We start from the raw sequence: 7,053 nt of genomic DNA, 5'->3' as shown, positions 1-7,053 counted from the left end.
GAAGAGAATATACAAAAAACTAAAGAAATAGTAGAATATGCACATCCACTTAATGTAACAGTAGAGGCAGAACTAGGACATGTAGGAAATGGTTCAGACGAAGGAATAGAAGAAACAAAGGCTGATTTATATACAAAGCCAGAAGAAGCAGTTAGATTTGTAAAAGAAACAGGAATAGATTCTTTAGCTGTTGCAATAGGTACTGCTCATGGTGAGTACAAGCAAGTTCCAAGCATAGATTACGTCAGATTAGCTGAAATCAAAAAAGTAGTAGATATTCCACTAGTACTTCATGGAAGCTCAGGAACAGGTTTAGATAAGCTAAATAAATGTGTAGAAGGTGGAATAAACAAAGTCAATATATGCACAGATTTACTAAAGGCTGCAAGTGCTTATCTAAAAGAAAATGCAGATCAATTATATGATAGCTTATCTGTAGAAGTAGAAGATGCAATAAAAGATTGTTTAAAACAATATTACAAAGCATTAAAAACACAAAAATCAGAGTAATTTACTGTTGACAAAGACCTTAAAAAGCAATATTCTATTATGGTGTCGATTAGATTTGTGTTAATAAGAATATTTACTTATTAAAAGTAATCTATAAATTTAGTTAAATTTATAGATAAAACAATATTGACCTAAATAGAAAAAATATGATAATTTTGATTATATAGTATAGAGTATATTTTATAATAGATATATTCTATACTTTTTTATTTGTTTAATGTTTTTCCAAAAAGAAGAAAAACTATGCATTAATAAAAAACCCAATATTTTTTATAATTTAATCAAGAAAGCAAGAGATAAGAAAAAAAGCTTAGCTCTATAAACAAGATTAAAAAATAATTAAACAGGGGTGAACATTAATGGAAACAAGTTGGTTAGGATTAGAAGGAAAATCAGTTATCGTAACAGGAGCTGCTTCTGGAATAGGAAAAGCAGTTGCACAAGAATTTTTAAACTGTGGAGCAAACGTAGCAGTATGTGATTTAAACCCACAAGCACCAGAATTCGAAATGAATGAAAATAGTGGGAAAATGATTTACTTAAATACAAACGTATGCGACGCACAAAACGTAAAAGATACTGTAGCAAAGGTTTGTGAAGAATTTGGAACAGTAGATGTAATAGTAAATAATGCAGGAATCAATATACCAAGCTTATTAGTTGATGACAAACAAGAAAACAGCAAATACGAATTAAACGAAACTATATACGAAAAGGTTATGGGAGTTAACGTAAAAGGTGTTTACCTATGTGCTCAAGCAGCTGGTAGAGTAATGGTTAAAAAAGGTGCAGGAGTAATAATAAATATGTCTTCTGAAAGTGGTCTTGAAGGATCTCAAGGACAAAGTATATATGCAGCAACTAAAAATGCAGTAAACTCATTTACAAGATCATGGTCAAAAGAATTAGGACCTAAAGGAGTTAGAGTAGTAGGTGTAGCACCTGGAATACTTGAAGCAACAGGACTTAGAACTTTAGCTTACGAAGAAGCATTAGCATATACAAGAAATATAACAGTAGAAAAATTAAGAGAAGGATACAAAAGTACTTCAACTACACCATTAGGTAGAAGTGGTAAACTTTCAGAAGTTGCTAACTTAGTTTGTTTCTTAGCATCTGAAAGAGCAGGATATATACACGGTGTTACAATAAATGTAGCTGGAGGAAAAACTAGAGGATAATAAAACAAGGGGGTTTTAGGATGAGTGATTATTTTAATAATGACAACAGAATATGTAAAATATTGCAAATCCTAGAGCATAAAAGGTCAGCCTCCTTGGATTATTTAGAAAAAAAATTAGATGTAAGTACAAAGAGTATAAAAAATGACATCAAAGAATTAAATGAGATATTCGATGGAAATGCATTGATTCAATTAAAATTAGGTAAATACAAGCTTTATGTAATTGAGCAAGACGAATTTGAAAAGATAAAAGAAAATTTATATTTACATGATGATTTCTTCAACTCACCTAAAAAGAGAATGGCATATGTTATAAAGAAATTGATGAATAGCGAAAAGCCTGTTTTAACCGAGGATTTAGCTTACGAGATGAGCATAGGTCGTACAACTCTAGTAGGTGATTTGAAAAAGGCAAGAGAACTACTGAGTAAATATAATATAAAAATAGTTGGTAAAACAAATACTGGTTTAGTCTTACAGGGGGAAGAAATTGATATAAGAATTTTTGTGATTGAGAATTTATATGAAGAGATATATAAAGATCACGATTTGGACTACGATGTACAAGAGACATTAAATAAAATTTTTACAGAAATGAATCTAGACAGCAGTACAAAAAGTCAGATTAAAAAGTTCTTAACAGTTCTTATAGATAGACTAGTAAATGGACATCCAATATCTATGCTGAATGAAACATATGAAGATTTAATATATACAAAGCAAATTAAAATAGCAAATGATATATCAGATAGACTAGAGGAGTTATTTGGATTAACAATTCCAGATAATGAAAGAGTGTTTATGACACTTCCTATTGTAGGTATGAGAACACCTATGGATATAGATAGAGTAAAAAATCTAGAAATTACGGATGAAGTTATAAATTTAGTCTTAGATATAATCGAGCTAATTAGATTAGAAATGGATATTGCAATCACTCCAGGAAATCTGCTGGATGAGTTTACATACCATATAAGTTTTATGTTAAATCGCCTTAAATACGGAATAAAAATTAAAAATCCAGTTTTAGATGAGATAAAAGAAAAATATATGGTTCCATACAAACTCGCCGAAATAACAAAGATGCTTATAGAGGATAGAACTAAAAAGAAAGTATCAAAGGACGAGTTAGGGTTTTTAGCAGTTTATTTCAGCGTATTTATTTCTGAAAACACTTACGAACAAAATAAAATCTGTTCTATAGCAATTATCTGTGGAACAGGTAAGATAACAGCTAGATTGATAGCTGCTCAGCTTAGAAAAATAGTGGATATAGATACTAAGCTAGATATGTTTTCAGACAGTCAAGTAAATAAAGAAATTTTGGATGAATACGATTTAGTTTTATCGACAATAAAATTTGAATGTGATACAAGTACACCGATTATTCATTTAAAAGAAATATTTGATGAAAATCAACTTAAAAACAAAATTGAAAGCGTAAGATATACAGAAAAGTTAGATATACCAATGCTACAAGGGATGGAATCTTTGGTACTTAGTTTATTAGATGAAGAAAAGTTTTTTATACTAGATAGAAATAAATCTTATACAGAAAATGTAGATTTTATGATAGACAACCTTTACGAAGCAGGTTATGTAGATGAAGGTTTTAAAGAAAGAATTCACATAAGAGAATCGAAATCGACGATGGTTTTTGATCAAAATATAGCTTTACCACATGCTATAAATTATGAAACAGAAAAAATAGTATTTGCTATAGGAGTATTTTCAGACGAAGAAAAGAATAAAAAATCTGATGATTTGAAGGTAGTATTTTTATTGGCAATACCAGATAGTGATGAAAAGGACGACGCTATCTTAGTTAAAATTTACGATGAAATAATTGCTATTGCTAAAGATAAAGAGATCATTAAAAATATTTCGAAGGTAAAGAACTATAAAGAATTATTACTGTATTTCATAAAACAAGATAATATATTTAATTAATGAAGGGAGAAGAGAGCATGAACTTTTGGTTTTTATTAATTTGTTTTGGTGTAGCGTTCTTAGCACAATATGCACTTGGCATGATTCAAATGAAAAGTTTTACAAAACACTTTGGAGAGCTTAGAAGAAAAGGAAAAGTAGCTATTGGAAAGAAAAAAGGTGCCTTTAAGGCAGGATCAATTGTAATGTTTGCAGTAGACGACAACGGTATTATATTAGATAGCTCATATATGTCAGGTGTGACAGTACTTGCGAGATTTAAGAAATTAAAGGGCTTTGAAGGTTTAAATGTATCAACATTAACAAAAGAAGACGCAAAAGGATTTCCAAAACAAGTGCAAGGTGCCATACTTGAAGCCTCTTCTAACTACAATGTAATAATGAGCGGTGGTGAAGTACAAGAGCCAGAAAGTCCATTAAGTAGACTTACAGGTTCAATAAAAAATTTAGCAACTCAAAAATAAGAGGAGGAAAATAGTATGGATTTAATAGTTAGTTTCGCTGAAGGATTTATGAATTTATTTACAGTAGGTGCTGATACTTTTGTATCATGGGTAAGTGGTATAGTTCCAAAAGTATTATTACTACTTATAGCAATGAACACTTTAATAGCATTAGTAGGACAAAATAAAATAAACAAATTTGCTAAAATGTCAGCAAAGAATCCTTTATTAAGATATATGATAGTTCCATTCTTAGGAGCATTCATGTTAGGTAACCCAATGGCTTTATCACTTGGTAGATTTATGCCAGAAAGAGTAAAACCAAGTTATTATGCATCAGCTTCATATTTCTGTCATACAAGTAGTGGTGTATTCCCACACATCAATCCAGGTGAAGTATTTATATTCTTAGGAATAGCAAATGGGATAACAACATTAGGATTAAGCTACATGCCACTTGCAGTAAGATATATGTTAGTTGGTTTAGTTTGCAACTTCTTAAGTGGATGGGCAACAGACTTCACTACTAAGATGGTTATGAAACAACAAGGAATAGAATTAAGCAACGAATTAAAAGAAGCTTAGAGTTTTAAGTAAATTTGAAATATAGAATTTATGTTGTAATAATTAGGGAGGAAAGATAAATGTCTAAATATAATGCAATTAAAATAAATAAAGGACCAAGTGGATTTGGTGGACCATTAACAGTTCAACCAACTGAAGAAAAAAATGTATTACTTTACATAACTGGTGGAGGTGCAAAACCAGACATAGTTGATAAAATAGTAGAACTTACTGGTTGTGAAGCAGTAAACGGATTTAAAACATCAGTTCCAGAAGAACAAATATTTCTAGTAATAATAGACTGTGGTGGAACACTTAGATGTGGTATATACCCACAAAAGAGAATACCTACTATAAACGTAATGCCAGTAGGAAAAAGTGGACCATTAGCTAAATTTATAACAGAAGATATATACGTATCAGCAGTTGGTCTAGATGAAATAGAACCAGCAGATGGATCAGCAGTAAAAGCTGAAGCAAAAGAAGAAGTAAAAGCAGAAGCTACTGAAGAAAAGAAAGAAGAAAAACAATTCAGATATAGCTCAGACAAAAAAATCTCTGAAACATTAGCAGGAGAAGAAAACAAAAGCTTAATAACTAAAATCGGTATGGGAGCTGGTAAAGTCGTAAATACTTTCTATCAAGCTGCTAGAGATGCAATACAAACAATGATAAATACAATCTTACCATTCATGGGATTCGTTGCATTACTAATAGGTATAATCCAAGGATCTGGTATAGGTGACTGGTTTGCTAAGATAATGATTCCACTTGCTGGAAATGGTATAGGTCTTGTAATATTAGGGTTCATTTGTTCACTACCTTTCTTATCTCCATTACTTGGACCTGGTGCAGTTATAGCTCAAGTTATAGGTACTTTAATAGGTGTTGAAATAGGTAAAGGAAACATAGCTCCATCACTTGCATTACCTGCATTATTTGCAATAAATACTCAATGTGCTTGTGACTTCGTTCCAGTTGGTTTAGGACTTGCTGAAGCAGAAGCTGAAACAGTTGAAGTTGGTGTTCCAGCAGTATTATACTCTCGTTTCTTAACTGGTGTACCAAGAGTTTTAATAGCTTGGGTTTGTTCAATAGGATTATATCAATAAGATATACTGTTTAGAAAAATTAAAAGATATTAGATAAAACCTTTTTAAATAAGTTGTGTACTAAAAAAATAAGATACTAGGAAGTAAATAATAACTATTTACTTCCTAGGTAAATATTAAATGATATAAAGAATAATAAAACGTATAAATTTACAATATTATGTTATAAAAATATAGTTTATCTGTTATCATTTAGTTAAAGATAGGTAGATTGTATTTTTCTAATATAGAAAATTAAAAATTTAAAAATAAATAATATTTTAAATATAGGGGGTAATATTATGGCAGTAATATACGATAACAAAGTAAAAAGCAAAGGTGCATTAGTAGATTCATTTGAAGGAGAATCAATGTTTATATTATTTGGGGATAACGCTCCAGATACATTAAAGGATTTCTGTTATTGCATAGATGTTAAAAATGCTACAGAAGAAATCAAACCAGGACAATTCGTAGTTATAGACGGAGTTAAATTTAAAATAACAGCTTTAGGAGAAATAGCTCAAAGAAATCTTGAAAATTTAGGACATGTTACTATTTCATTTGACGGATCAACTGAAGCAACATTACCAGGAACTATAAATGTAGAAAAAGCTGACATGCCAAAATTAGACATCGGAACTCAAATATCTATAGTTACTGAATAATTCAAAGTAATATAAGTAAATAAAGTAGAATAACTTTGCAAAATTAGGGCATAAATATTATTAATATGAACAACTTCTTGAGATTTATATTTCTGGGAGTTGTTTTATTATGTGCAAATATAATCTATAATTAATAAGTAGCAAAGGAGTTGAATTTATGGCAATTACTATATTAGAAGCGATGAAACTTCCGACTTTAAAAGATTTTAAATTAGTTGCAGGATATAGAGGTTTAGATAGAGAAATTGAGGGGGCTTCAATATTAGATTATGAATACGAGAGAAGCTTATCTAATAAACCTATAGTTACTGTTTTTAGAAGAGGAGATTTTGTTTTAAGTAGTCTTATATATGCAAAGGATGATCCTAGCTTGATATTAGAGAGTGTCAAGGGTTTAGTTTCAGATGGAGTGGGGGCTTTGGCAGTTAAAAATATATACTATGATGTTTTGCCAGATGAAGTTATTCAATATGCAAATGATATGGATTTTCCTATTTTTATGTTTGATAAAAAGGGATCGTATTATGAAGATATAGTCACTGAAATTTATGATAAAAATAAAGAAAAAAACAGTATGAGTTTTAAAGAAGCAAAGATAGGCATTTTATTGAAGGAAGAACTCGATAAATCCAGCGTAAAAAATA

8 protein-coding genes are annotated in these 7,053 nt (G+C 30.1%); all 8 read left to right on the top strand.

The window, feature by feature from the left end:
- On the top strand, positions 1 to 510 hold a 510-nt coding region (locus SPD90_RS04820; protein WP_320924475.1), incomplete at its 5' end, for a class II fructose-bisphosphate aldolase.
- 359 nt (positions 511 to 869) lie between these two features.
- Entirely contained in the window at positions 870 to 1,691 is an 822-nt protein-coding gene (locus SPD90_RS04815) for an SDR family oxidoreductase (RefSeq protein WP_320624888.1), read from the top strand.
- Positions 1,692 to 1,711: 20 nt separating this feature from the next.
- Entirely contained in the window at positions 1,712 to 3,643 is a 1,932-nt protein-coding gene (locus SPD90_RS04810) for a BglG family transcription antiterminator (RefSeq protein WP_320924474.1), read from the top strand.
- Between the two features lie 17 nt (positions 3,644 to 3,660).
- Positions 3,661 to 4,107 carry a transcriptional regulator GutM gene (locus SPD90_RS04805; RefSeq protein ID WP_320924473.1) on the top strand — a complete coding sequence of 149 codons (447 nt, stop codon included), beginning with the start codon at positions 3,661 to 3,663 and terminating at the stop codon, positions 4,105 to 4,107.
- Positions 4,108 to 4,122: 15 nt separating this feature from the next.
- Entirely contained in the window at positions 4,123 to 4,671 is a 549-nt protein-coding gene (gene srlA, locus SPD90_RS04800) for a PTS glucitol/sorbitol transporter subunit IIC (protein WP_320924472.1), read from the top strand.
- A gap of 59 nt (positions 4,672 to 4,730) precedes the next feature.
- Positions 4,731 to 5,762, top strand: a complete 1,032-nt coding sequence (gene srlE, locus SPD90_RS04795) for a PTS glucitol/sorbitol transporter subunit IIB (RefSeq protein ID WP_320626991.1) — start codon at positions 4,731 to 4,733, stop codon at positions 5,760 to 5,762.
- A gap of 281 nt (positions 5,763 to 6,043) precedes the next feature.
- Positions 6,044 to 6,409 carry a PTS glucitol/sorbitol transporter subunit IIA gene (locus SPD90_RS04790; protein WP_320626992.1) on the top strand — a complete coding sequence of 122 codons (366 nt, stop codon included), beginning with the start codon at positions 6,044 to 6,046 and terminating at the stop codon, positions 6,407 to 6,409.
- Between the two features lie 157 nt (positions 6,410 to 6,566).
- A partial coding sequence (locus tag SPD90_RS04785; RefSeq protein WP_320924471.1) for a PucR family transcriptional regulator ligand-binding domain-containing protein occupies positions 6,567 to 7,053 on the top strand: 487 nt, incomplete at its 3' end.

It is taken from the genome of Intestinibacter sp., assembly GCF_034113885.1.
Classification (GTDB): domain Bacteria; phylum Bacillota; class Clostridia; order Peptostreptococcales; family Peptostreptococcaceae; genus Intestinibacter.
Note: the sequence above shows the minus strand (reverse complement) of the source record. Positions and strands in the feature narration are given on the sequence as shown.

What these genes read in the sequence shown, in the direction of transcription:
- srlA (WP_320924472.1), top strand. Translation starts at nt 4,123, where the DNA reads ATGGATTTAATAGTTAGTTTCGCTGAAGGATTTATGAATTTATTTACA.
- SPD90_RS04810 (WP_320924474.1), top strand. Translation starts at nt 1,712, where the DNA reads ATGAGTGATTATTTTAATAATGACAACAGAATATGTAAAATATTGCAA.
- SPD90_RS04815 (WP_320624888.1), top strand. Translation starts at nt 870, where the DNA reads ATGGAAACAAGTTGGTTAGGATTAGAAGGAAAATCAGTTATCGTAACA.
- SPD90_RS04805 (WP_320924473.1), top strand. Translation starts at nt 3,661, where the DNA reads ATGAACTTTTGGTTTTTATTAATTTGTTTTGGTGTAGCGTTCTTAGCA.
- srlE (WP_320626991.1), top strand. Translation starts at nt 4,731, where the DNA reads ATGTCTAAATATAATGCAATTAAAATAAATAAAGGACCAAGTGGATTT.
- SPD90_RS04790 (WP_320626992.1), top strand. Translation starts at nt 6,044, where the DNA reads ATGGCAGTAATATACGATAACAAAGTAAAAAGCAAAGGTGCATTAGTA.